Origin of the sequence: Mesorhizobium sp. (genome assembly GCF_005063415.1) — a bacterium.
GTDB lineage: Bacteria > Pseudomonadota > Alphaproteobacteria > Rhizobiales > Rhizobiaceae > Mesorhizobium.
In genome coordinates this window covers 1-19,611 of sequence record NZ_SUEG01000099.1, presented here as the reverse complement: position 1 = coordinate 19,611, position 19,611 = coordinate 1, and the positions used below count along the sequence as shown (strand labels likewise).

The following is a 19,611-nucleotide window of genomic DNA, read 5'->3' as shown; positions in this document are numbered from 1 at the left end:
GACTTGCGGCGGCGTTGCCGAACATCCGGGCATGTACCTGATGGGGATGCAGTTTCTGCGCCGCCGCAAGTCTGCGCTGATCGACGGCGCCGGCGACGACGCGCGTGATCTCAGCGGCCATCTGGCATCTTACCTCAGGCAAAAATCAATCAACGTCTAAGGCCAAGGAGGTCAGCTACCGCGACAACGCCGAATTCCGTGACCCTGCAATCATATTCCCAAGTGCAACTTCGGCTTCCAGAAGGGGCGGAACAACTCAATCTTGGGACAGCGGTTCATCACAACTTTCAAGCCCGCTTCCTCCGCCAACAGGGCGGCGGTGTCATCGCGCACCCCAATCTGACTCCACAGAACCTTGGCACCAATTGCGATGGCTTCCTGTGCAACTTCCAACAGGTCTTCGGAGCGGCGAAAAACCTCAACCATATCCACAGGCCGGTCGATGGCCGCCAGTGACGCGTACACCTTGAGCCCTCGAATTTCATCCAGACCGGGAGTGGGATTGACCGGGATCATGTCATAGCCGGTTTCGTGCAGAACCCTGAGAACACCATAGGAAAACTTGGTCTTGTCGGGGCTGGCCCCCACCATCGCGATGGTTTTGACCGACTTTAGAATGTCTTGCAGATAAGCCTCCGAATAGGGCTCATCATGATTCCTATGGGTCATTTCTTTGCTTCCAACGGGGTCGCAATATCGGCTTTCAATTCATGTGCGGCCAAGGGATCTAGGAAGGGGTTGCGATAGAGCTTGTCGTGGCATTCAACGCCGACCTCCAGCGTGCAGTCGCTCATAGGGCGGGCAACGCAGAGGATTATATAGCCATTGTTGATCTGGCGGTTGTTCAGCGCCCGCTGGGCCTTTTGACTGACTTTGCCGCTGATTATCTTGGCCGCGCAGGTTATGCAGCCGCCATACTTGCACCCGTAGGGCAGGTCCACACCCTGCTCGCGCAAGCTTTGCAAGAGGGGCTTGCGGTGATCGACGTCAAAAGCCGCACCGCCTTGGTTGGCGAGGGTGATGGTGAAGCTGGTCATACCCAGATGTCACTCGTGCAATCACCGCCGGGATAACGGGTTTCGTGGCAGCGGCTTGGTCCATTTGGTTCCTTGCCAAAATCGACGACAAATCGCGGATCAATTTCCATGCCGCCGTTTTCCGTATCGCAATTGACCATCAGCATGCATCCGCCATTGGTGCGGATTTCCGGATAGAACTGATTGTCCCAGGTCGAGAAGAGCGAGGTCGTCACATAAAGGCGCTTGCCGTCGAGGCTGAGCTGTATCATCTGAGGCCCGCCAGTCACTTTCACGCCATTGACCTCAGGCGCACGGCCGAGAAGTCCGCCCATCCACACCTGTCCGGTGAGCGTGGCGTTGTGCGGGTCCGAGATGTCATATTGGCGGATGTCGCCATGCAACCAGTTGCATAGATAGAGGTGTGTATCGTCCATACTGAGCAGAATGACCGAGATCACGCCCGGTATCGGGATCGGCCATTCGGGATGCGGCTCATTGCCAACATCGACAATTTTTTCCCATTGCCAGTCACCCGCCGCATCCTTCCACCAATGGATGATGTTTGCAGAAAGGGCCGCGCCGACAAAGCCGTGACTGCTGTCGGGATTGTGATGGAATCGCACTTCGAGTGGGAGCAAGCCATCCTCACCGAGATAGAATGTTTGCTTTGGCTCCTTCTTCTCAAAATCCCAGAAATGGATCTCTCGGCCATATTTCAGATGGCCAACCTCCTCCAGGTCAAAACCAGGCATGAAGGTATTGGGCGCGGCCCACTCCGAGCTGACCATTACGTTATGTCGCGGCTGGTACCAGAAATCATAACCAAACTTGATGCTGCCCATGGAGTTTTCCCAACGGCCGACAATCTCGAACTCCTTGTTGAGTTGCAAATAGCCGCCTGGGGCGTTGCCTTGAGCGTCGCCAAGCATGGAAATGATGATGTCCGAGCCGAGGCAATGCACTGTGTGCGGCGCCGACAAGTTGGTCCTGGTTTTGATTTCAGCGCCGTCTATGACCTTGAACAATGTCGGATTGCGGGGATCGGTTGCGCAATCGACAATATGCAGATTGGTCGAGCGCACACCCGGCACAATCAGATACTTGCGCTCCATGCTCGCATCGCCATGGCAGGACGAACAGGCATTCCAGCCCATGTGATGAAGCTCATCGCCAATACCCGGCATTTGCAAACGTGAAATCACTTGGCTGTAGGTCGAACTCTCCGGGTCGACATCAATGGTACACAAATAGTCCGGCTTCTGAATGCCCGTGCCAGTGTAGATGGCAATCGTATAGAGCAGCTTTTCGCGAGGTGCCCTCATCGCCTCTGCTGGAGAAGCATAGCCCGGTCCACAGCAATGATTGGTCATGGGTACCTCCCCAATTTGAACAGATCACTGGCCAGCCCCAACTGGGGTCAAGCTGGAATGTTAGTGCATGCTTGGCATTAGCGCTATGGCCGGGGTGGCTGGTCAAGCGCGCGCACTGTGACGTACAACTGGGCGACAGAGCGTCCGCGGGACCGTCCAACGCGAGCTGCTTATTCCGGCGGAACATTGGTGGGGCGATGGACGGCACGAGAGCGGCCGTAAACCGCGCCCAATCGACGCCATCTGCGAAGGCCGGATTGGCGAGGTCATCGAAGCGGCGCGATCCTAGGGCGAACTCGGCGCGGCCTGAAGGTCAGGCCACCTTCAACGTAGCGGCTCGATACCGCCCATAGCGGACCTTCACGAGCAGCCATTCCTCGCACATCCGGGGGAGATAGCACCGTGGGATGCCGATGTTGATGAGATCGCGGGTTCGCACCTCCCCGCGCTCTTGCGCCAGAGCAACGGCGCGATCCCGAAGCGATGGCGGCCGCCCACCTGCAAAGCCTAGTGCTTTTGCGCGGTCACGATCACGTTTTCGCATTTGATGCGGCTGTGGCGCGTCTCGGCGGAGCGCGATGGCGAACTCGTATTTCGCTGCTTCGTCGGTCCCGGGGAGCCACAATCGCCAGAAAAGTCTTGAAACCCAAGGATTGCAAGGGTTTCCACTTCCCCAGAGATACACCGCGCGAGACACTGCGGCGTACCCTGAGCATGAAGATTGACGTGAAGCACATACAGAAACGTGGCAAGGCTGGCTGGCGCTACAGGCGAAAAATCCCTGAGGAACTTCGGGCAATTTTGGGCAAACGGGAACATCTCGTCCCGCTTGGAGCGACCGAACAGCAAGCCCTTAAAAATTATCCGAAGGTTCATGCCGAGGCCGAGAGACTCCTGCTATCGGCCATTGCCAGCAAGAAAGCGCCGTCCCTCAACTCCCCCCAACCATTGACCGCGTTGGAACAGTTCAAAATCGGGGCAGCAGTATGTTCGCAGATTGCAATTGGACCCGGAATGGTCTGGTTCCGATGACGAACACGACAGCGAAGCTCTCAGACGCGAAATAATCGCTGAGCAGATCGCCGAGAAGTATCCCCTGGACGATCAAGGAAACCCGACAGGGATTAGCTTCGAGGACGCCGCAACCCTTCGGGCGCTTATATACGGCGCCCGACAAGGTCTCCCTGCCCCGACCTTAGAGGACGCCAAAAGGCTGTATCTGAAGGAGCGCGTCGGGGACGACGAAACGAAGCAAATGGAGCTTGAGCGGGTCTTCAAGCTGGGAATGGCACCGGCTGCCACCTCGCTGAGGTGTCGGGCCTGCGGGTGATGGACGTACACCTTGACCACGCGATTCCGCACTTAGGTGACCCCAGGTCGTTGGGTCTTGAGAAAGGCCGGCCGGTGGCAGTCAGTTTCCTGCAATGCTAGATCGGTAAGTTCATGTCGGAAGTTGACGCTCTGCTCCCCGGACCCGGATGGCGAAGTAGAGCTGGTCGCCAGCGAACGCCAGTGCGCGATGGCGGCCAGCTGGTCTGAGCGTTATCTCTTCATGCACTGCCCGGAGCCGCCGGGATCGCAGACTTCTCCTACGCCGCAATCGAAATCGCGTGTGCAGGCGGGCGGCGACAAGGGCGGGGCGAGGACGATATAAGGCGTATGGACCTTGTCGCCAGGCGGCACGAAAGCCGGCGCTCGCTCGCCTGCGTCACCGAGCGTGCGGATATAGAGATAGAGCGACTTCTTGTCCTCATCGCTCATAGCCCGTACATTATACCGTGGCATCGGTGGATATGTCCCAAGGCCTCGAAGATATGAAACGAAGCCGTCGGCTGTGAGGTCGACGGCCGTCAGCCGTAGGTTTGCCGCATAGCTGGTTCCCCACGGTCCCTGAAAGCCGAGTGCATTTCCCTTGAGAGCCTTGGCCGGATCGATCTTGCCGCCACTTTCGCTATATCCTTCGGTGTGGCAATCGTGGCAGCCGCCGATGATGGAGATGTAGAGTCCTCGCTCGACCGAAGGTTCCCCTGCCGCCGGCGCGGCATTGAGAGCAAGCGCGGCAATGCACATCAACCAATATGCACGCATCGCATTCCCCTTCCTTGGTGCCGAACGGCTTCTGCAAGGGACTTGTGTCCGGCTTTGTCGCGCTTTGTCATGTCGGCCGAGCTTCCCCGCCTGTCGCGCAACTCGGAGATCAGGGAATGCTTGCATTAGGGATCAGGAATGTTTGGGAACTGGGCTGTGGTAACTGGCACATTCAGCCCTAATCAGACGAGCGTAGCACCAACCCCTCTTCCTTGGCAGCCGCCAAGAATGCCTTGCGGCACTCCTCAGGCTCCATCTCGTCGGCAATCACAGCGACGCATACGTGCATCGCGAGGTTCCACTGAAGGCCATGGTTGGTCCACTTCAGGAGTTCCTCAGCGGCTGCTTCAGCGTTGCTGACCTTCCGCGTCGAACCGCCACCCTCGGTCCTGACGGGGACCGGCGGGGAGAACCAATGGAGCGCCATGCAGTCACTCTTTGTCGGCCCGATCAAGTTCCTGCAGCAAATGCTTTTGCTCAGCCGGCAGCTCCCGTTCTACAGGCAGATTTAGCAGGTTGCGAAGGTAATTGCGGATTACCTCTGAAGTGATCCACCGCCGCACAACTTCGGCAACATCCTTCCGTTTGGCTGCGTCAATTTCGACCACGTTCGGGCCTACATGCTTAATAGGACCGAACTCCACCGCGAGCGGATTTGTTCCTTAGAAGGGGCCGGGAATGTTTGGTACAAAAATCCGAGCCGGTGATCGGATAACTGGCTCGCGCGAAGACCCCCGTACCCCTCCGTTTCCCTTACGGCGCCGGTGGCCACAGCCTTGCTATGTACCCTTGGCAGCGTCCTCGATCAGTTCGGCTATTAAGGTGCGGACCCGTAGGTCGGACCTATCCCCTATGTTTCCCACATCTTTGGTCACCATCCCCGGCGAAGATACAGATACCGCCCCGCTCACCTTAACGTTGACCGTAAAGGTTCTTCTAGGCGCCTTCGCCAATCCTCGCGTCCTGTAGATCTGGAAACGAATCGACGGGGTTAAAGCTTTGACCTGCCGGCGTGGCGCGGTGTCTATGTCGACAGCCACCTCGCCTGCCACGTCAGCCTTGGCCGCCTCCAGCGATGCAATCACGACGTCGTTTAACCAAGCCTTTGCTTGCTCGCTGAAGTCCGCCATGGGGGCATCTCGCTTCCCCATCTCCGCGCCACCGACGGGCTCCTCCTGCTGACGGCGAGCTTCCTTTCCGCGCTCAAGGGCTTCTTTAAACTTTGCCATCCCTGTTGCTCCGATTTGTCTCAGGCCACCCCCGTCAGATCGGCTATGGCGCCCTCCCATTCACTAGAACGCGCGCAGTCGGGGTACGTTGCGTTGGGGAGCCTTTGGGTTCGCCGCTATTCAGCGGTTACGTCAGACAAGGCTTCGGCTACCACCTTGTCAGGCACAACGCCAAAGCCGTGAAGCAGTACGTCATCTACACCCGCGTTTCGACCGACGAGCAGGGCAAGAGCGGTCTCGGGTTAGAGGCAGAACCAGCCGCGGCGCGCCCAGACTGCAATGCTGGCCGGGGAACGAGCGACATCGTCGGGAACAAGTCCCGTCTCATGAATCAGCACAACAGGTCGGCCGGGGCTAACTAGCTGACACTTGGTTGATCCCGGCATCAACCCAGGAACGTGTCTGTTCCAGCACCTCATCGGAAAACGCTGGGTCGTCAATCGCCCGGGCGAGGATCACTGCCCCCACCATCGCCGCAAAGCTTCCGATCGCCGCGCGGCGCCTGTCTGCCGCATCCAGCTCCGGCAACGCCTTGCCAATACGGTCGATCTGCGATCGAAGACCTTCGGTCATGGCCGAGCGCGCTGCCGGGGTTTGATGGCGGATGGCCGCGGCAAGGCCCGCCGTCGGGCAACCACCGGCGCAGTTGTCGCGATGCCGGGGTGAAAGATAGTCATCCACATAAGCGCGAAGACCGCGCCCTCCGCCTGTGTCCGCGGCGAGGACATGGGCAAGGGTCTGCGCAATCAGGTCGTCTTTCGAGTTGAAGTGACCATAGAAACCGCCATGGGTCAGCCCGGCGGCCTTCATCACCTCCGCCACGCTGACCGCATCGAACCCCTTGTCGCGAAACAGCCGGCTGGCAACCTCCAGAATCCGGCGACGGTTCTCCGCCATCTGCTCTCGACTGACCTTCATTTCAAAATTCTCCGCCGGCTCCGTTGACATTTACATGATGATCATCATATTTATCGGCAATCATGATGACCGTCATGAATATAAGTCCCTGCAGAGAAAAGAGCAATCCCATGACCGCCATTCCATCAGTCCTCATCACCGGCGCCTCCACCGGCATCGGAGCTTCCTATGCCGATCGCTTTGCGCGCCGCGGCCACGACCTCGTGCTGGTTGCCCGCGACACGGCACGAATGGAGGCGCTGTCGGCGCGCCTGCGTCAGGAGACCGGCGTGGCGATCGACATCGTCCAGGCTGATCTCACGCAGCCCACCGATCTTGCAACGGTGGAGACGAGGCTGCGCGACGACGCCCGCATCGGGATACTCGTCAACAATGCCGGAACGGCCATCGGCGGAAGCTTCATCGAGCAGAGCACGGATGACGTTACACGGCTCGTAGCGCTGAACACGACCGCACTTCTGCGGCTTGCCAGTGCCATCGCCCCGCGCCTTGCGGCGGCGGGCGAAGGCGTGATCGTCAACATCGGCTCCGTGGTCGGCCTGGCGCCGGAGTTCGGCATGACGGTCTATGGTGCAACCAAAGCCTTTGTGCTGTTTCTATCGCAGGGGCTCAGCCTCGAACTCGAACCGAAGGGTGTCTACGTCCAGGCCGTGCTTCCCGCCACGACGCGAACGGAGATCTGGGAACACGTCGGCGCCGACGTCAACACGCTTTCCAACGTGATGGAGGTGGACGATCTGGTTGATGCGGCGCTGGTCGGATTCGACCGCCGCGAACCGGTGACCATCCCGCCGCTTCCCGATGCCGGGCAGTGGGACGCGCTTCAGGCCGCGCGCCAGGCCATGCTTCCAAACTATCGGAACGAACATCCCGCCGAGCGGTACCGCAAGGTCGCCTGAGCACCAACGAAGCCATTTCGATAACGACCCCGCCGCAGCGGGGACAAACAAAGGTGACCTATGACGAGCAAAACGCTGTTTGAGCCCTATACTCTCGGCTCGCTAACCCTCTCCAATCGTATTGTGATGGCGCCCCTGACGCGCAATCGCGCTGGCCCGGGCTTCGTTCCAGGCGATCTCGCCGCGGAGTATTACGGCCAGCGCGCGTCGGCCGGCTTGTTGATTTCCGAGGCCACGCAGATCTCGCAGCAGGGACAAGGTTACCAGGACACGCCAGGCATCTACTCCCAGGCTCAGATCGACGGCTGGCGCAAGGTCACGACCGCCGTGCACGCCAAGGGCGGGCGGATTTTCCTGCAGCTCTGGCATGTCGGCCGCGTCTCGCACGTCGACCTACAGGAGAACGGGGCGGCGCCGGTTGCGCCGTCGGCGATCCGGGCCCAGACCAAGACGTTCGTCAACAATGGCTTCGTCGACGTCTCGGAGCCCCGCGCGCTGGAGTTCGAAGAGGTTTCTGGGATCGTGAACGACTTCCGGCAAGCGGCAGCCAACGCCATTGAGGCCGGTTTCGATGGCGTGGAGATTCACGGTGCCAACGGCTATCTGCTGGACCAGTTCGCCAAAGACAGCGCCAATGTCCGCACCGATGCCTATGGCGGCTCGGTCGAGAACCGCGCCCGTCTGATGCTGGAGGTTGCGACTGCGGTGATCGAGGAGATCGGCGCCGCGCGCACCGGAATCCGGATCTCGCCCGTATCGCCCGCCAATGGCGTTTCGAGCAGTGATGCTCAGGCACAGTTCGACTATATCGTCGATCAAATCGATGCCTTGGGCATCGTCTACATTCATGTCGTCGAGGGCGCCACGGCCGGGCCGCGCGATGTCGTACCGTTCGACTTCGGATCGCTCCGCCGGCGCTTCAACAACACCTATATCGCCAACAACGGCTATGATCTCGACCTTGCGATGTCGCGGCTGGCCGAGGACAAGGCCGACCTGTTCGCCTTCGGCCGCCCCTTCATCGCCAATCCCGACCTTGTGGAGAGGCTTGAGACCCGCGCACCGCTGGCGGCCGTCGACCCGGCTACGATCTATGGCGGGGGCGCCGCGGGCTATACGGATTATCCCGCCATCGCAGCCGCAAGCGGCCACTGATCCCTTCGGCGCCGCACTTTGGTGCGGCCCCGACCACTTATGCGCTGTGTGCGATAGTGGCTCTCCAACTGGAGGTGGTTGGCAAGTACGGCATCTGCTTCGAAGTACCCCCGATGAACTTCCATGATCGGCACCTATTGAGGTTGCGGGTGAACGGAGAGGACCACAGGCTTTCCGATCTTGATCCCCGCGTCACGCTGCTCGACCTGTGACGCGAGCGGCTTGATCTGATCAGAACGAAAAAGGGCTGCAATTTCGGCACGTGCGGCGCCTGCACCGTTCATCTCGACGGCATGATACTTGCCGTGTCCGCCGAGGGAATTGTGCGATGTTGTCGGTTTCGGAATTTTGCATAGTGGCTACGTCAGAAGGCGGGCCGCCTCCCAAGAGGCAGCCCCCAGGTTGATGTTCATGGTGATGGTCAGAGCTGGCCGTCCGCGAGCAACTCGCGGCTGCGCTTCAGCGTGGACAGAAGAGCGGCCTTGTAGCCCATGGCGCTGTCGAACTGCGCCTGCTCGGCCTGCTCCTCCGGTCCGTTCGGCTCCTTGCCGCGCAGGCCGAGGTAGCAGTAGAACTTGAGCTGAAGTTCGCCCGCTTCGTCCTCGAACAGCTCGTTGATGATCGCCCCTTCGCGCGGACCGGTCGCCTGGAAGAAGGTGACCTTGCTTTCCGGCTCGAGCGTGACGATCTCGCGCAGATCAGCACCGGCGATCGTAGCTTCGCGCACAAAGTGGGTCGCGCTCTCCTCCACGACGTCGCAACGGGTGCAGAGGCCTGCGGGCAGGAACAGTCGGGCGTCGCGCGCCTTGAGTTCGAGGCCCTGCCATATCTGCGCACGGGTCAGCCTGGTCTCGCCTCCGGGATTCACCGGAACGGTAGCGGTCGAGTAGATCATGATGTGTCTCCTGGACAGAAGGTCGGTGATGGGGACTCAGCCGGCAATTGCGGCCGCATAGTCGCGATAGGAGCGCAACGGCCGGCCCAGCAGCGCGGTCAGCCGATCGACATCGCCGGCATCGGGGACCATGCCGTCGGTGAGGAAGCGCTCCGCCATCAGGCGCATGTCGAGCGCCATCCAGCTCGGCATGAACTGCCGCAGGTTCTGCTCGAAGCCGGCGGTGTCGTCGCCCGGATACGCGATCTGGCGTCCGAGGACGTCCGTCCAGATGGCCGCGACATCCGCGCCGGTCAGCGTGTCGGGGCCGACCAGGTTGATGCGGTCGAACGGCAGCGGCGCAGCGGCCTGCTCGCGGCGGATGAGTTCGATCGCGGCGATCTCGCCGATGTCCCGCGCGTCGATCATGGCGACGCCCTTGGCTCCGATCGGCATCGGATAGATGCCGTAGCCGGTCACCACGTCCTTGATCGTGATGTCGTTGTTCATGAAGTAGGCGGGCCGCAGGATGGTGGCGTTGAGCCCCATCTGCTCGATCATCCGCTCGACGCCGAACTTGCCCGCAAAATGCGGCACGTTGACGTAGAGGTCGCTGTGGATCACCGACAGGTAGACGATCCGCTCGATGCCGGCCTCGCGGGCAGCGGCCAGCGCTACCAGCGCTTGGGTAAATTCGTCGGCCACCACCGCGTTCAGCAGGAAAAGGGTGGAGACGCCCGAGAAGGCCTTGCGCAGGGAATCGACGTCGAGCAGGTCGCCCTGCACGACATCTACGCGAGCGGGGAAATTGGCCTTCGAGGGATTGCGAACCAAAGCGCGCACATTGGCGCCACGCTTCACGAGTTGTTCGACTACGTTGCGGCCGACATTGCCGGTCGCGCCGGTAACGAGAATGGTCATGGGGTTACTCCTGAGTTGAGCCGGATGGCATCCCAGAAAATTAGTGATCCACATTTGTGCCGGTAGGCGTTATATCTGGACACGCCGTCTCATTGGTGGAACACATGGATCTACTTGCCCTTGCTGATTTCAATCTGGTTGCCCGCCATGGGGGCTTCGGTAAGGCCGCGCGCGCTGCCGGGCGCCCGAAGGCCACCTTATCGCGACGCGTGGCGGAGCTGGAGGCGAGTCTCGACTTACGGCTGTTTGAGCGCGGCGCGCGCGCGTTGAAGCTGACGGAGGAAGGACGTGCGCTTTTCGAGCGCGCGGGCCGGCTGCTGTCCGAGCTCGAAGAGACCGCGGCGGCGATCGCCTCAGGCGGCGAAAGGCCGCGAGGCAGGTTGCGGATCAGCGCCCCAGTGCTGTTCTCACAGACCGCGATGGGGAAGATCGCTGCCGGCTTCGCCCTGAAATACCCGGAGGTAAGGCTCGAGGTCACGACCGAAGACCGCGCCGTCGACATGATCGAAGAGGGATTTGATCTGGTGATCCGGGTCAATCCGGATCCGGATGAGAGCCTCGTCGGGCGAGCCTTTCTGCGTGACCGACTGGTGGTCGTGGCAAGTCCTCACCTCGCCCGGCCGGCGGAGGGTCTGGCGACTCCGACCGTCATGCGTTCGACAGCCGATCGAAAGGCTTGGGACGTGAAGACGCCCACTGGCCGGTCAACAATCGCGATCGAGCCGGTCCTTGTGCTGTCGTCACTCATCATGGTCCGGGATGCGGTGCGAGCGGGCGTCGGCGCGGCGCGCCTGCCGGTGTCGCTGGTGAGCCATGATCTGGCGGACGGAACGCTGGTACATTGGGGGGATCTCGATCGGCCCGACATCGCCCTGTGGACGCTGTATCCCTCTCGGCGGCTGCTGAGCGCCCGCGTCTCCGCATTCCTCGACCATCTGAAACAGGCCTTTCCCATGGGAACGCCTGACGAGCTGGCCGCCTATATCGGCAAATGATGCCCAGGAAGCTGGTTAACCCAGCTGAGGCCTTATGCGAGGCACAAGGAAAGCAGTTGCCGTGCTTTCTTGGTGGGTGCGTTATTCGAAATATCTTCCGCGAACGCGACATTTTTTAACGGCAACCGGCTCCGCGAACTGTGCCATCGTCACCACTGCTGACGGCCGGCTATGTATGGGTATTGAGAGCGCCACCGACCGCATTCCCTTCCCTCCTCGTGGACGAAAAGTGTTCGTTCGAATGATGCTTTCCCGTTGCCATAAGCGCAAGGTTTTGGTCAGCCAGCACAGGGCCTCCTCTTAAGCTCGCTGGCCGTCAAGGCCCAGCGGCCTCTAGCTGCCAGTCTCCCCCGCAACCAAGCCGCTGGGTCGCCTCGCCAAGGGCGAAGCTTGCAGGCCGCGTGTATATTAGCAACATCTTGACTAAGGCACCGTCCGCTCCAGACTCAAGTGTATGGCGCGGGGCATTGGCATCGGTGACGTGGTTGCGATCACGGCCACGGTACGTAGGCGGGTCGCCGACGACCGTATCAGCGTCTCAATCCCCTCCTACAACTTCCCCATTCGAGCGTGGACAGCAAGTCCAAGGTCAAGCGAGGCCAGCAGATAGAGCTTGCCGGCGAGATCACGCGCATAGACGAGGAAGGCGGCAAGGTGACCATCGACATGGGACCGCTGGTGACGGTCGATATTGATAAGGTCAGGCTGGTCGAGAAGTACAGGCCGCCGAAGCGCGAGAAGCCGCTGCGTTGACATGGTGAATTAGCGGACAGCAAACAGGGGAATTCAGAGATTCCCGGTGTCGATCTAGACTCCAGGAATGGAAACGACGTTTGACGATCTTGCCAGCGCGATCAGGGGCCCCGGTGCAGACGTTTGGGCAGCCGTCCGCGTCTTGGCCATCGATCTGGCCGGGAAGCTTCTGATGGGGCCTTGCCATTGGCGTTGGCGCTGGAATGGCGCTGGCCGGTTAGATCGCTAACCCGCAAGATTCCACCCGGGCTCGGATTGCGCCCACGATCGCCAACTTGGCTTTATTCAGTCTTGAGGTTAATCACCCGCATCACGGCGACCACAGTCCCGTTGTTCGTAGCAGCCTCCTTCGTGCTACCCTTGCCGCAGCTCCATACATCGCCTTCCTTGGCTGTGAACTTCATATCCCCGGCCGTGACCTGCAGCTCGCCTTCAGTGACCGTGCAGACCATGTCGTCGGCCATGACATCCCCCAGCGGGCTAGATCCCTTTGGCTGATACACGACGTCTTCCATCGCGATTTTCTTGTACCCCTTGATATGGGAGTCTCGTGTTCCCAGTTCGACGAGCCGAACGCCGGGAAAAATCTCTTTGCCATCAGTCGGACCGTAGGTCTTGGCCGCTACCGGAGTCGGCAATGCAACCAATAGCGGGGTCGACAACGAGGTGGCACCAAGGGCGAGAGCATTACGTCGATTCATCTTCATAACATTATCCTCCCTGAGTTAATCCGCCCACAACTGGGCGAACCTGATATTTTACGCGCCCGTGCAGCCAAATAGTCAAAACACAATTGAGCAGGCCCATGCTCAGTATGGCCACCACGCCAGCGCAAGCGCGACACGAGCGGAAACGATGAACGCGAGCCAAGGCGCAATCATTCCAATGTGCCTCGTGGTCGTGTCGATTCCACCCCCCGGCCGGTCGATGGGACTGCGGGCTCCGGCCGTCATGCGTTCGACAGCCGATCGAAGGGCTTGGGACGTGAAGACGCCCACTGGCCGGTCAACAATCGCGATCGAGCCGGTCCTTGCGCTGTCGTCACTCATCATGGTCCGGGATGCGGTGCGAGCGGGGGTCGGCGCGGCGCGCCTGCCGGTGTCGCTGGTGAGCCATGATCTGGCGGACGGAACGCTGGTACATCGGGGGGATCTCGATCGGCCCGACATCGCCCTGTCAGGATCAAGAAAAAGAGGGAGACAGAGGTGGATTACCGTTGATCGCGTGTTTCGCTAACTTGAATGCAGCAATGGTGGCGAGCAGGATAGGCAGGCGGCCACGAACGCGCGCGCCGGTATGACCGGCTGGGTCGATCAGCTCGTCAGGCGTTGGGCTTCGGTTGAAATGGGTTTTGCAGTGTGAACGCATCGGGCAGTATTCCCTTTTCAACCTGATTCCAGCTAACCGGAGCCGCTATCGGAAAGCCGGGGCGGGCCCGTGGCGAATAGACCCCTACCGCCGTGTTGCCGCGCCCATTGCGGAGATAATCCAGAAAAATGCGCTTTGAGCGGGCGGCTGGCGCAGCCGACAAAAGGTAGCGATCGGGATGTTTGCTGACCAACTGTTGCGCCAGCTTGCGAGCATACTGCCGAGCGGCCTCGTGGGTGATCACAGCCTGCAGTGGCGCCATCACATGCACGCCTTTGCCGCCGGTCACCTTGGGCCAGCTATCGAGTCCTTCCGAACGCAGCATGTCGCGAAACGTTAGTGCGGTCTCGAGGACCATCTCCCATGCGACCCCTTGGCCAGGATCAAGATCGATGACAACACGGTCAGCATGCTCGATGTCGTCAACAGTTGCGTTCCAAGGGTGCAGTTCCACTGCGCCCATTTCGACCAGCCCAAGTAGGCCCTCGAGATCATCGACCCACAGCCTCACGCCTTCTCCGCCCTCGCGTTTCTGCACACGCAGCTGGTGCACGGAATCTGGAATGTCGGGCAGTTTGCCCTTGTGATAAAAAGTGGTGCCGTGTGAGTGGCGAACAAGCTTGAGCGGGCGCCGGCCGAGGTGGACAAGCGCCTTTTTCGCCACCTTCGTCCAATAGCTGATCAGCTCCTCTTTCGACGGCACGACGGCGTCGGGCAGCAGTTGCAGAATGTTCTCGCGTGGGACGCCGGAACTTTCTTTGGACGGATACGTCTTGCGGACCAATGGCGTGTAGGCTGGTAAGCTCAGATCATCCCGCAGCCCTTTGAACACGGCTTCGCGAAGCAGCCCGTCATCGGTGATCCCGCTATACTGGATTTCGGCCTCGACGGTCGGCTGTACCCAAGTCGCCTTGGGTTTGTCTATCGGTTCGGCGAGTGGAGATTTCTCAATGATCAGCGGGTCCAGCCGCTCGCGAACTTCCCGTGCATCGAGCAGAGTGTAGCCGCTCTGCGCCTTGCCGGCATAATGCACTCGGTTGCCTTTTCGGCGGCCGAGGTAAAGCGAGGCAATCCTGCGCGGCCTGGCGCCCAGTTTTTCAACGAAGGCGACGATCGGAAAATTGTCGCTCTTGACGCATTTGAGTTTGAGCCAGCTCTCCTGCCGGCCGGAGCGGTAAGGGGAATCCGCGCGTTTCGAGACAATTCCCTCAAGGCCCATTTCGCACGCGTGCGCGAACACAGTCGGGCCGTCACCTTCCAGATGATCGACATAGACGAGCGCTGAGGGCGCGTCTTTCAACAGACGTTGTAATGCCCGCTTGCGGTCGAGGAGTGGAGCGTCACGCAGGTCTTTGCCGTTGAGCTGGAGGAGGTCGAAGGCGTGGAAGACCAGCTTGGTCGACTCGGCCTTTCCAAGCTCCCGGCGTAGCGCCTGGAAATCCGGACGTCCGGTGGCGCCGAACACTGTCGCTTCGCCATCGATGATTGCCCGCTTCGCTTCTAACCTACCCGCAGCTCGGACGATTGGGCTGTATTTGTCGGTCCAGTCGAAGCCGTTGCGCGTGAACGCCTGCACCGCACCTTGCTGGATGATCAGCTCCGTACGGTAGCCGTCATACTTGATCTCGTGAATCCATCCGGTGCCCTTGGGCGGCTTCTCGACCAGCGTGGGCATTTGGAACGCGACAAACGACAGCCGGCCAGCGCCAAGCTCGGTAAGCATGCACCCGCACTCCAGACACTACAATTTGATTCAATATCGCTGGTCCGAATCGGTTCCGAAACAAAGGTGCCGGTTCAGGCGGAGTCAGCATTCTCCCCAAATTAACAATCTCTTGCCGAGCGCCAAAAGCCGCCCAAGGCGGCATCAGTGTTGGTGACGAGGTAGGCGATCACCCGTGACCAGCTAAGAGCCTTTCCGCCGCAAATCTCAAATGCGCGTTTTTTAGCCTTCCGTGACCGACAGCGTCTTTTCCCTAAAATCGCCCGCCCTATTTCGTCTCGACAGGTGGGCGGCTGCTTGCTGGACGAGTCCTTGCGGCGAGTACGGCATGTGCTTCGAGGTACCCCACATGAACTTCCACGATCGGCACCTACTGCGGTTGCGGGTGAACGGAGAGGACCACAGCCTTTCCGATCTCGATCCCCGCGTCACGCTGCTCGACCTGCTGCGCGAGCGGCTTCATCTGACCGGAACGAAAAAGGGATGCAATTTCGGCGAGTGCGGCGCCTGCACGGTGCATCTCGACGGGCGGCGTGTGAATGCGTGCATGATACTTGCCGTGTCCTGCGAGGGACGCGAGGTCACGACGATCGAAGGTCTGGGAAACGGCGATGCGCTTCATCCCGTGCAGCAGGCGTTCATCGATCATGATGGTTTCCAGTGCGGATTCTGCACGCCCGGCCAGGTGATGTCGGCGGCGGCGCTGATCGAGGAGGGACATACCGGCTCCGATGCCGAGATCCGCGAATGGATGAGCGGCAATCTGTGCCGCTGCTCGGCCTATCCGCAAATCGTCGAGGCGGTGCGCGCGGCGGCCGGGAGGGTGAGCCAATGACCCCATTCGTCTATGCGCGCGCCGACAGCCTGGGCGACACGATCGCGGCAGGTGCCGCGCCGGATAGCGCCTTTCTCGCCGGCGGCACCGAATTGCTCAACTGGCTGCGCCTTGGAATTGCCGAGCCGACGCGGATCATCGATATCTCCCGCCTCGACGGGCTGGATCAGATCGAGGCACTGCCCGGCGGCGGCTTGACGATCGGCGCGGTGACTCATCTCAACGACGTCGCGCAGCATGCGCTGGTCATGCGCGACTATCCGGTGTTGAGCCAGGCGATCCTCCACGCGGCGTCGCCGCAACTGAGAAATCTCGCAACGATAGGCGGCAATCTGCTGCAGAAGACGCGCTGTGCCTATTTCCGTGCCGAAGAGCAGCTGCCATGCAACAAGCGTCAGCTCGGCTCCGGTTGCTCGGCATTGCATGGCATCAACGACAATCACGCAATATTCGGCTGGACCAAGGATTGCGTCGCGACCCAGCCATCCGACCCGGCGGTGGCGCTGGCAGCACTCGATGCGGTCGTCGTCACCGCGCACCGCAGCGGCGGCCGGCGCATTCCGGCAGCCGAATTCCACCTGCTTCCCGACACGCGGCCCGAGGCAGACAATGTGTTGCAGCAAGGCGAACTGATCACGGCAATCGAGCTGCCGGCAGCGGCGCCGCGATCGGCCTACCTCAAGGTGCGCGAGCGCGAATCCTACGAATATGCCATCGTCTCGGCCGCCGCGGTGCTGGAGATGGACGGCCAAACCATCCGTCGGGCTGCCGTGGCGCTGGGGTCCGTCGCGCTGCGGCCGTGGCGCCTGAGCACCGCCGAGGAGCAGCTCGCCGGTACCGAACTCGGCGATCGCGAGGCGTTGAGCACCGCCATCGAGCAATCCTTCGCCGAAGCGCGTCCCTTGTCGCAGAACGCCTACAAGATCGAACTGGCCAAGACCGCCGCTTTGCGGGCGATCGAAAGAGCAGCGAGGATGCCGTCATGATGATCAGCCAGCCTGTTGCCCGCCCTGACGGCGGCGTCAAGGTTACCGGCCGCGCCCGCTATGCGGCCGACTATTTTGCTCCCGATCTGCTCCATGCAGTGCTGGTGACCGCGCCCGTTCCCGCCGGCCGCGTGACGTCGATCGCCGTCGACGATGCGCTCGCCGAGAAAGGCGTCGTGCGTGTGCTCACGCATGAGGACATGCCCAAATTCGGCCGGTTCGCATCGCCGAGGGCGGAGCCCGATACGCAGATGCAGCAGGCCGAAGGCCCGCCGGCGGCGCAGAGCTTCATGCCCATGCAGGGCAACGAGATACGCCACGAGGGCCAGCCGCTTGCCATTGTGCTGGGCGAGACGCTGGAGGCGGCGGAAGCCGGCGCCCGCCGCGTCGCATTGCGCTACGAGTTCGCCGAGCCGGAATTGCCAGCACCGCCGGAGTGGACCGCCATCGACAAGGCTGCGGTCGTGCCGAGGGAGAGCGGCTTTCTGTTCCTGGAGCCGACGTTTACGAAGGGCGAGGTCGACCGCGGGCTTAGCAACGCAGCCGCCATGGTCGAAGCCGTCTACCTGCAGCCGTCGCGCCATCACAACGCCATGGAGCCCTCTGCGACGCTCGCTGAGTGGAACGACGGAGAGCTGACGCTGCACGACGCCACGCAGCACGTCTATGGTGTCCGCCAGGTGCTTGCCGCCCGTTTGAATATCCCGGCCGAGAAGGTCCGCGTGATTTCCCGTCATACCGGCGGCGGCTTCGGCGGTAAGGGTTGGATCTGGCCGCATCAGGTGCTGGCCGCCGCCGCGGCGCGCATCATGCAGCGCCCGGTCCGGCTGGCGCTCAGCCGCGCCAATGCCTATTCCTGCCTCGGCTACCAGCCGCGCATGGCACAGAAGATCGTGCTGGCGGCGGACAGGTCGGGCAAGCTGACCGCCGTGCAACAGGACGTGGTCAACCTGACAACCGTGACCGACGATTTCGTCGAGTTCGCCACCGAAGCTTCGAAGGGTCTCTACGCCACGCCGGCCATGCGTCTCAGCCAGCGCGTCGAGCGCGCAAACGTCGCCATGCCGACGCCGCTGCGCGCGCCGGTCGAGGGTCCCGGCACCTGGGCCCTCGAAAGCGCGATGGACGAGCTCGCCCACCGCCTCGGCATCGATCCGCTCGACCTGCGTCTGATCAACCATGCGGACACGGATCCGGCCACCGGCCAGCCCTGGTCATCGAAGAAGCTGCGTGAGGCTTACGAGGAAGGCGCCCGCCTGTTCGGCTGGCGCGAGCGCCCGCGCAAGCCGCAACGCGACGGCGATTGGCTGATCGGCTACGGCATGGCGACCTGCAGCATGGGCTGTTTCCGCAACCCGACGCCTGCGGCCGAGGTCAGGTTGCGCAGGGACGGCACGGTGCTCATCCGCACCGGCACCCAGGACATAGGAACCGGAACACTCACCATCTTCCCGCAGATCGCAGCCGACGTGCTGGGCCTGCCGATGGAGAAGGTCGAGTTGGAAATGGGCGATACACAGTTGCCGGAGGCGGGTCCGACCTATGGCTCATCGTCGACCATGGGGGTGGGCGCGGCGGTGCTCGCAGCCGCCGAAGATGCACGTTCGCAGCTTGCCCGTCTTGCCAATCTGCTGCCCGACGAGGTCGAGATGCAAGACGGCCATATTCGCCGCAAAGGCGCTGCCGGCGGTCAGACGATCGCCGACGTGATGAGTCATACCGACATCGGCGAGATCATCGGGTCCGGCTCGTTCGATCCGGCGCAGCATGGCAAAGGCCTCGCCATGCGCACTTTCGGCGCGATCTTCATGGAGGTCGGTGTCGATCCGGGGCTCGGCCTGCTCAGGCTTCGTCGCGCCGTCGGCAGCTACAGCGCCGGCCGCATCGTCAATCCCCGCACCGCACGCAGCCAGATGACGGGCGGTATCATCTGGGGCTGGGGCATGGCGGCGATCGAGCAGAGCAGGCACGAACCGGTGCTTGGGCGGTTCCTGTCGAAGAACCTTTCCGGGGTCGCCATTCCGGTCAACGCCGACATTCCCGGCGATATCATAATCCACTTCGTCGACGAGGTGGACGAGCATGCCAGCCCGATCGGCGGCAAGGGCATCGGCGAGCTCGGCGCCACCGGCGTTGCCGCAGCGGTGGCCAACGCCGTCTTCGACGCCACAGGCAAGCGGATCCGGGAGTTGCCGATCACGCCGGAAAAACTGCTGTAGAAGGGCCGACCCGCGGAAGCGTCTGCTCGACGAGGTCGACGTAATAGCGCATCACCGTCGGCACGATCTCGTCGTTGAAGACGTAGCGGTCGCCGTGCAGGCCTTCGCCCGGGCCGACCTCGCCGGCACCGATCCACGCATAGCAGCCGCTCGCCTCACGGATCATGAAAGCGAAATCCTCGCAGCCGAGACTGGGGCTGAACTCGGTCAAGACATTCTCCCGGCCGACGGCGGAGGCGGCAGCCTCGAAGGCGCGGGT

General features: G+C 61.5%; 22 protein-coding genes and 1 pseudogene. 10 read left to right on the top strand and 13 right to left on the bottom strand.

Going from position 1 to position 19,611, the window contains the following annotated elements; translation table 11 throughout:
- Positions 1-210: 210 nt before the first annotated feature.
- From E5W70_RS22535 to E5W70_RS22525, 3 genes are read right to left on the bottom strand one after another with little or no spacing between them, the layout of a single operon-like run.
- The gene (locus tag E5W70_RS22535; RefSeq protein ID WP_292662578.1) at positions 211-669 is read right to left on the bottom strand and encodes a CoA-binding protein; all 459 of its coding nucleotides are present in this window, start codon (positions 667-669) and stop codon (positions 211-213) included.
- Positions 666-1,037 (bottom strand): 2Fe-2S iron-sulfur cluster-binding protein, encoded by a 372-nt coding sequence (locus E5W70_RS22530; protein ID WP_292662575.1) that lies wholly within the window; start codon positions 1,035-1,037, stop codon positions 666-668. Before E5W70_RS22530 ends, E5W70_RS22535 begins: the two co-directional genes overlap by 4 nt.
- Complete coding sequence (locus E5W70_RS22525; RefSeq protein WP_292662571.1) at positions 1,034-2,389, bottom strand: selenium-binding family protein; 1,356 nt, start codon at positions 2,387-2,389, stop codon at positions 1,034-1,036. Before E5W70_RS22525 ends, E5W70_RS22530 begins: the two co-directional genes overlap by 4 nt.
- A gap of 714 nt (positions 2,390-3,103) precedes the next feature.
- Here E5W70_RS22525 and E5W70_RS22520 point away from each other — a divergent pair.
- Entirely contained in the window at positions 3,104-3,421 is a 318-nt protein-coding gene (locus tag E5W70_RS22520; RefSeq protein WP_292662568.1) for a hypothetical protein, read from the top strand.
- On the top strand, positions 3,393-3,719 hold the full coding sequence (locus E5W70_RS22515) for a hypothetical protein (protein WP_292662565.1): 327 nt from the start codon (positions 3,393-3,395) through the stop codon (positions 3,717-3,719). Before E5W70_RS22520 ends, E5W70_RS22515 begins: the two co-directional genes overlap by 29 nt.
- 212 nt (positions 3,720-3,931) lie before the next feature.
- Here E5W70_RS22515 and E5W70_RS22510 read toward each other — a convergent pair whose 3' ends face one another.
- The 5 genes from E5W70_RS22510 to E5W70_RS22490 all read right to left on the bottom strand — a co-directional run bounded on the left by E5W70_RS22510 (position 3,932) and on the right by E5W70_RS22490 (position 6,624).
- Positions 3,932-4,477: a hypothetical protein gene (locus E5W70_RS22510; protein WP_292662562.1), complete on the bottom strand. Its 546-nt coding sequence runs from the start codon at positions 4,475-4,477 to the stop codon at positions 3,932-3,934.
- Between the two features lie 178 nt (positions 4,478-4,655).
- Positions 4,656-4,904: a DUF982 domain-containing protein gene (locus E5W70_RS22505; protein WP_292662559.1), complete on the bottom strand. Its 249-nt coding sequence runs from the start codon at positions 4,902-4,904 to the stop codon at positions 4,656-4,658.
- Between the two features lie 4 nt (positions 4,905-4,908).
- Positions 4,909-5,085, bottom strand: coding sequence for a hypothetical protein (locus E5W70_RS22500; protein ID WP_292662557.1), 177 nt, complete (start codon positions 5,083-5,085; stop codon positions 4,909-4,911).
- Positions 5,086-5,256: 171 nt separating this feature from the next.
- Positions 5,257-5,706, bottom strand: coding sequence for a hypothetical protein (locus E5W70_RS22495; protein ID WP_292662554.1), 450 nt, complete (start codon positions 5,704-5,706; stop codon positions 5,257-5,259).
- A 354-nt stretch (positions 5,707-6,060) separates the two neighbouring features.
- Positions 6,061-6,624: a TetR/AcrR family transcriptional regulator gene (locus E5W70_RS22490; RefSeq protein WP_292662551.1), complete on the bottom strand. Its 564-nt coding sequence runs from the start codon at positions 6,622-6,624 to the stop codon at positions 6,061-6,063.
- 110 nt (positions 6,625-6,734) lie between these two features.
- Here E5W70_RS22490 and E5W70_RS22485 point away from each other — a divergent pair, with 110 nt between their 5' ends.
- Together E5W70_RS22485 and E5W70_RS22480 are read left to right on the top strand one after the other, a co-directional pair.
- Complete coding sequence (locus E5W70_RS22485; RefSeq protein ID WP_292662548.1) at positions 6,735-7,523, top strand: SDR family oxidoreductase; 789 nt, start codon at positions 6,735-6,737, stop codon at positions 7,521-7,523.
- Positions 7,524-7,583: 60 nt separating this feature from the next.
- The gene (locus E5W70_RS22480; protein ID WP_292662546.1) at positions 7,584-8,678 is read left to right on the top strand and encodes an alkene reductase; all 1,095 of its coding nucleotides are present in this window, start codon (positions 7,584-7,586) and stop codon (positions 8,676-8,678) included.
- 421 nt (positions 8,679-9,099) lie between these two features.
- Here the strand turns inward: E5W70_RS22480 and E5W70_RS22470 are convergent, their stop codons facing one another.
- On the bottom strand, positions 9,100-9,573 hold the full coding sequence (locus E5W70_RS22470; protein ID WP_292662544.1) for an SRPBCC family protein: 474 nt from the start codon (positions 9,571-9,573) through the stop codon (positions 9,100-9,102).
- A gap of 36 nt (positions 9,574-9,609) precedes the next feature.
- A complete protein-coding gene (locus E5W70_RS22465; RefSeq protein ID WP_292662541.1) occupies positions 9,610-10,473 on the bottom strand; it encodes an NmrA/HSCARG family protein in 864 nt (287 codons plus the stop codon).
- Positions 10,474-10,577: 104 nt separating this feature from the next.
- Here E5W70_RS22465 and E5W70_RS22460 point away from each other — a divergent pair, with 104 nt between their 5' ends.
- Both E5W70_RS22460 and E5W70_RS33160 read left to right on the top strand, forming a co-directional pair.
- Positions 10,578-11,468, top strand: a complete 891-nt coding sequence (locus tag E5W70_RS22460; protein WP_292662538.1) for a LysR family transcriptional regulator — start codon at positions 10,578-10,580, stop codon at positions 11,466-11,468.
- A gap of 570 nt (positions 11,469-12,038) precedes the next feature.
- Positions 12,039-12,221, top strand: coding sequence for a hypothetical protein (locus E5W70_RS33160; protein WP_366509727.1), 183 nt, complete (start codon positions 12,039-12,041; stop codon positions 12,219-12,221).
- 281 nt (positions 12,222-12,502) lie between these two features.
- Here E5W70_RS33160 and E5W70_RS22450 read toward each other — a convergent pair whose 3' ends face one another.
- Positions 12,503-12,928, bottom strand: coding sequence for a hypothetical protein (locus E5W70_RS22450; RefSeq protein WP_292662535.1), 426 nt, complete (start codon positions 12,926-12,928; stop codon positions 12,503-12,505).
- A 184-nt stretch (positions 12,929-13,112) separates the two neighbouring features.
- Between E5W70_RS22450 and E5W70_RS22445 the strand changes: the two are divergent.
- Positions 13,113-13,394 (top strand): annotated as a pseudogene (locus E5W70_RS22445) (LysR substrate-binding domain-containing protein); the annotation flags it as partial.
- Between the two features lie 148 nt (positions 13,395-13,542).
- On the opposite strand, the gene ligD reads toward E5W70_RS22445, so the two are convergent.
- Positions 13,543-15,312, bottom strand: coding sequence for a DNA ligase D (gene ligD / locus E5W70_RS22440; protein ID WP_292662532.1), 1,770 nt, complete (start codon positions 15,310-15,312; stop codon positions 13,543-13,545).
- Positions 15,313-15,661: 349 nt separating this feature from the next.
- Here ligD and E5W70_RS22435 point away from each other — a divergent pair, with 349 nt between their 5' ends.
- From E5W70_RS22435 to E5W70_RS22425, 3 genes are read left to right on the top strand one after another with little or no spacing between them, the layout of a single operon-like run.
- Entirely contained in the window at positions 15,662-16,147 is a 486-nt protein-coding gene (locus E5W70_RS22435; protein ID WP_292662581.1) for a (2Fe-2S)-binding protein, read from the top strand.
- Positions 16,144-17,133, top strand: coding sequence for a xanthine dehydrogenase family protein subunit M (locus tag E5W70_RS22430; protein ID WP_292662529.1), 990 nt, complete (start codon positions 16,144-16,146; stop codon positions 17,131-17,133). The genes E5W70_RS22435 and E5W70_RS22430 overlap by 4 nt, the downstream gene beginning before the upstream one ends.
- Complete coding sequence (locus tag E5W70_RS22425; RefSeq protein ID WP_292662526.1) at positions 17,130-19,352, top strand: xanthine dehydrogenase family protein molybdopterin-binding subunit; 2,223 nt, start codon at positions 17,130-17,132, stop codon at positions 19,350-19,352. Before E5W70_RS22430 ends, E5W70_RS22425 begins: the two co-directional genes overlap by 4 nt.
- Here the strand turns inward: E5W70_RS22425 and E5W70_RS22420 are convergent.
- Positions 19,330-19,611: M20/M25/M40 family metallo-hydrolase (locus E5W70_RS22420; RefSeq protein ID WP_366509726.1), on the bottom strand; the 282-nt coding region annotated here is incomplete at its 5' end. The two genes, E5W70_RS22425 and E5W70_RS22420, sit on opposite strands and share 23 nt — an antisense overlap.

Excerpts from the sequence above, each read along its gene's own strand:
- ligD (WP_292662532.1), bottom strand. The coding sequence starts at position 15,312 with ATGCTTACCGAGCTTGGCGCTGGCCGGCTGTCGTTTGTCGCGTTCCAA.
- E5W70_RS22470 (WP_292662544.1), bottom strand. The coding sequence starts at position 9,573 with ATGATCTACTCGACCGCTACCGTTCCGGTGAATCCCGGAGGCGAGACC.
- E5W70_RS22530 (WP_292662575.1), bottom strand. The coding sequence starts at position 1,037 with ATGACCAGCTTCACCATCACCCTCGCCAACCAAGGCGGTGCGGCTTTT.
- E5W70_RS22505 (WP_292662559.1), bottom strand. The coding sequence starts at position 4,904 with ATGGCGCTCCATTGGTTCTCCCCGCCGGTCCCCGTCAGGACCGAGGGT.
- E5W70_RS22520 (WP_292662568.1), top strand. The coding sequence starts at position 3,104 with ATGAAGATTGACGTGAAGCACATACAGAAACGTGGCAAGGCTGGCTGG.
- E5W70_RS22495 (WP_292662554.1), bottom strand. The coding sequence starts at position 5,706 with ATGGCAAAGTTTAAAGAAGCCCTTGAGCGCGGAAAGGAAGCTCGCCGT.
- E5W70_RS22425 (WP_292662526.1), top strand. The coding sequence starts at position 17,130 with ATGATGATCAGCCAGCCTGTTGCCCGCCCTGACGGCGGCGTCAAGGTT.
- E5W70_RS22510 (WP_292662562.1), bottom strand. The coding sequence starts at position 4,477 with ATGCGTGCATATTGGTTGATGTGCATTGCCGCGCTTGCTCTCAATGCC.
- E5W70_RS22450 (WP_292662535.1), bottom strand. The coding sequence starts at position 12,928 with ATGAAGATGAATCGACGTAATGCTCTCGCCCTTGGTGCCACCTCGTTG.
- E5W70_RS22535 (WP_292662578.1), bottom strand. The coding sequence starts at position 669 with ATGACCCATAGGAATCATGATGAGCCCTATTCGGAGGCTTATCTGCAA.
- E5W70_RS22485 (WP_292662548.1), top strand. The coding sequence starts at position 6,735 with ATGACCGCCATTCCATCAGTCCTCATCACCGGCGCCTCCACCGGCATC.
- E5W70_RS22430 (WP_292662529.1), top strand. The coding sequence starts at position 16,144 with ATGACCCCATTCGTCTATGCGCGCGCCGACAGCCTGGGCGACACGATC.
- E5W70_RS22525 (WP_292662571.1), bottom strand. The coding sequence starts at position 2,389 with ATGACCAATCATTGCTGTGGACCGGGCTATGCTTCTCCAGCAGAGGCG.
- E5W70_RS22465 (WP_292662541.1), bottom strand. The coding sequence starts at position 10,473 with ATGACCATTCTCGTTACCGGCGCGACCGGCAATGTCGGCCGCAACGTA.
- E5W70_RS22460 (WP_292662538.1), top strand. The coding sequence starts at position 10,578 with ATGGATCTACTTGCCCTTGCTGATTTCAATCTGGTTGCCCGCCATGGG.
- E5W70_RS22490 (WP_292662551.1), bottom strand. The coding sequence starts at position 6,624 with ATGAAGGTCAGTCGAGAGCAGATGGCGGAGAACCGTCGCCGGATTCTG.
- E5W70_RS22435 (WP_292662581.1), top strand. The coding sequence starts at position 15,662 with ATGAACTTCCACGATCGGCACCTACTGCGGTTGCGGGTGAACGGAGAG.
- E5W70_RS22480 (WP_292662546.1), top strand. The coding sequence starts at position 7,584 with ATGACGAGCAAAACGCTGTTTGAGCCCTATACTCTCGGCTCGCTAACC.